We start from the raw sequence: 2,755 nt of genomic DNA, 5'->3' as shown, positions 1-2,755 counted from the left end.
AGCAGCCTCAGGTCATTCAGCTCCTGTTCAGTCTGCTTTTCAGCATCAGTCTGTACAGCGCCGTCAAATTCAAGGCCTCTGATCCGCCTGTATTTCCAGCGATCCTTTTTCGTCCATTTTTCACCTTGGATACCATAGGCAAGAGCATAATTCTCAAGAATGTCCATCTGTTCGCGCATTTTGTTGATGTTTGCTCCAGCAGGGAATAACAGGTCCGTTTTTACTGCCCTGAAAATCGGTTCATACCGCCAATTTCCCAATACCGTTTCAAGGCTGGAACGAACAAGCTCGACCAGCGGATGGTTCAGCATATTTCTTTTCTGGTCTATAAAGTAAGGAAGACCGTAGTCATCAAAAATCGTTTCAAGCACTTCCCGATAGTCGCTGCCTCTCATAAGTACCGCAATATCCCGGTATCGATAGCCCTTTTCTCTAGCAAGTCCTCGTATCTTCCGGGCAACACCTTCTATTTCTGCTCTTCTGTTGGCTGCCTGGGCAATATGGATAGCTGCCTCTCCATTAAACCTTGAGGCTGGCCTGGAATCGAATTCGCTCTCGAGATGCTTTAAAGACTCCTCGTGCCATCGCTTCTGTTCTGTCAGAATAACCTCTTCTTCCAGGTCATACCCCTTTGTCTTAATCATATCGTGCAGGTTTCGGCATGTTTCACCGGTGACCCTGAACAAATGGAGTTCATCCGGCTGTTCGTCTTTAAAATTCTCATCAACTGGCAGGGCAATGGTTACTCTTTTACACGTACCGATCAGCTGATCAATAATCATCAGCTCAAGGGGGGTGAAGCTGTAAAACCCATCTATATAGACTTCTGCATTTTTCAAATACTCAGAAGCAGGCACTTTTTCTGCAAGTAGCTTGAAGTAATCCTCTGAGTCAATATATTTACCAAACAGTTCATCTTCAAATTTCCTGTAAACAAGCTCCAGGTCATGGATTTTATCGCCAAGCGCCTTATTGCCTTCGGAAGTACCCGCCATTTTTCCGGCAAGCTCTTCCGGTTTGATTGCATAACGCTTAAACTCGATCAGCATTTGTTCCATTTGCTGGACGAAGCCATTTTTGTCAGCTGCTTTTTGAAAGATCTTCAGGTCGTCTTTTTTATCTTCTATAATTTTGCGGATCATCATGCTGATTCCGACACTATCCAAATGCTGGCGAGTAAAACCGCCTGTTTCTTGAAGAACCCTCCAGGCAAGACGAGGAAAGCTGTACACCTGTGCCCTGATCATTCCCCCGAGCTCTGGATCGGTGGATAACCGATATTCTGACAAGAACGACATTTGCTCTGGAACAAGATAGATGACCGGGTCACCCTGCGGATCAGCAATTAGCCTATTCTTAATTTCTTGAATGATCAGCTCGGTTTTCCCGCTCCCTGAGCGCCCTAATACCAAACGTACAGACATCTGACTTCCCCTTTCTCCCTATTAAAATAAAAGTCTCTTATGTTGATGATAGCATAGAATTTTTCGTCATATAAAAATTGAAAAAGGCGCTTCATTCTATGCGCCTTTGGATGTATTCCTGCTGCCAAACAATTGTTCTGTATATGAATTTATTATACCTTTTTTACACCTGGTTATGGAAGCAAAGAGTCCGTTAATTTTTCCCAAAACAACCTGCAATCCGATGGGCAAAAGCATATAGTATTGTTGGCAGGTGATCATGATGAAATCCATAACCTTTTTTCAAAAAGTGTCAATCCTACTTACGTTAAGTGCAATTATGGTAGCGAGCAATATTTATACGTTAATCCCAATCTATTCCATCCTGGCGGACAATCTTGCCATAGAGGAGTCCCATGTTGTGTTAGCCGGCGGCCTGTTTACCTTTTTCTATGCATGCGGCCTTCTTTCCTTTGGACCGGTGTCTGACTTTACTGGCCGCAGGAAAATCCTTGTCTATGGACTTTTGGCATCTGCGCTGACAACTCTTGCTGTCGGTTTTTCCACCGGCTCTTTCAGCCTCTGGGTCACCCGCTCGCTGCAGGGACTGACTCTTGCAACCTTCGCTTCTGTCGCATTCGCCTATACTTACGATGTATTCACCTTCAGACAAAGGACAATTCTTGTCGTTTTAATCAATACAGGTTTTTTAATCGCCGGCATCTTCGGACAGGTCGCCAGCGCTTTTCTTGCAAGCCTGTATTCCTGGAACAGTGTTTATATTTTTTTCTCTGGAGTCTATTTTATCTTGTTTGTGATTGCTTTTTTTTTGCTAAAAGAATCTCCAAGACCTGAAGTGGAAAGCAGGCCGCTATGGAGCGTGTTTTTTAACTTATTATCCGATTCGCGCTTAATGAAATGCTATATCATTACGTTTTCGCTTCTATTTTCAATCATTGCATTTTACGATTCAATCGGCAGGTACTTTGTCGGTCCGCCCTCAGACCTTCTGATGATCCGGCTTGTTGGCTTGATTGGTGCTTCCTTATCGCTTTTCACCGGGAAAATGATGGATCGATGGGGAGAATTGCGGACATTGATTGTCGGCCTGGCAATTGGTGCCACAAGTGCATTTCTGCTGCTGTTCCTTCATTCCACGCTTCACTTAGTTGTTTTTTCAATTTTTTTCGTTTCCTCCATCTCACTTGTGATTCCGACAGCCATAACCTTGATTGGCTTTTATGGCAGCCGGCAGCGGGCCAAAGCACTATCGCTTTATTCCTTCATCCTATTGAGTGGTGCAAGCCTCGCACCGCCAGTAGCAGCTCTTTTATCATTCCAAGGAGTCATGC

Annotated in this window: 2 protein-coding genes; one reads left to right on the top strand and one right to left on the bottom strand. The window is 44.4% G+C overall.

Going from position 1 to position 2,755, the window contains the following annotated elements; translation table 11 throughout:
• Positions 1 to 1,424, bottom strand: a 1,424-nt coding sequence (locus tag WB217_RS12795) for a 3'-5' exonuclease (protein ID WP_423993600.1), incomplete at its 3' end; no start/stop codon positions are given.
• Positions 1,425 to 1,683: 259 nt separating this feature from the next.
• Here WB217_RS12795 and WB217_RS12790 point away from each other — a divergent pair.
• A partial coding sequence (locus tag WB217_RS12790; protein WP_423993599.1) for an MFS transporter occupies positions 1,684 to 2,755 on the top strand: 1,072 nt, incomplete at its 3' end.

Origin of the sequence: Mesobacillus sp. (assembly GCF_049588175.1) — a bacterium.
In the GTDB taxonomy this organism is placed as follows: domain Bacteria; phylum Bacillota; class Bacilli; order Bacillales; family Cytobacillaceae; genus Mesobacillus.
This window is presented reverse-complemented; position numbering and strand designations above follow the sequence as displayed.